Origin of the sequence: Phormidium sp. CCY1219, from assembly GCF_035615515.1 — a bacterium.
In the GTDB taxonomy this organism is placed as follows: Bacteria; Cyanobacteriota; Cyanobacteriia; order Cyanobacteriales; family Laspinemataceae; genus CCY1219.
Genome location: NZ_JAJENT010000064.1, coordinates 1 through 219, shown reverse-complemented (window position 1 = coordinate 219; position 219 = coordinate 1). Strand labels below are relative to the sequence as shown.

Sequence of the window (219 nt, the reverse complement as noted above, 5' to 3'; positions counted from 1 at the left end):
CCCGATTAAGTCAACGCCATCGCTGTAGTCGAGGATGGTATCGGTACCGCGACCTTCAGCGAGGACAAAGCGATCGCCTCCTGCACCACCCGTCACCGTATCGTTACCCAAATCCCCCAGCAACCAATCATCGCCAGTGCCACCAGTGAGGATATCATTATCCTTGCCACCCCACAGCATATCATTGCCATCGCCGCCATCCAGGGAGTCATCCCCCTG

At 57.1% G+C, this 219-nt stretch carries 1 pseudogene; it reads right to left on the bottom strand.

Features of this window, described 5'->3' with window-relative positions:
* A pseudogene (locus LKK83_RS31865) lies at positions 1-219 on the bottom strand (calcium-binding protein); the annotation flags it as partial.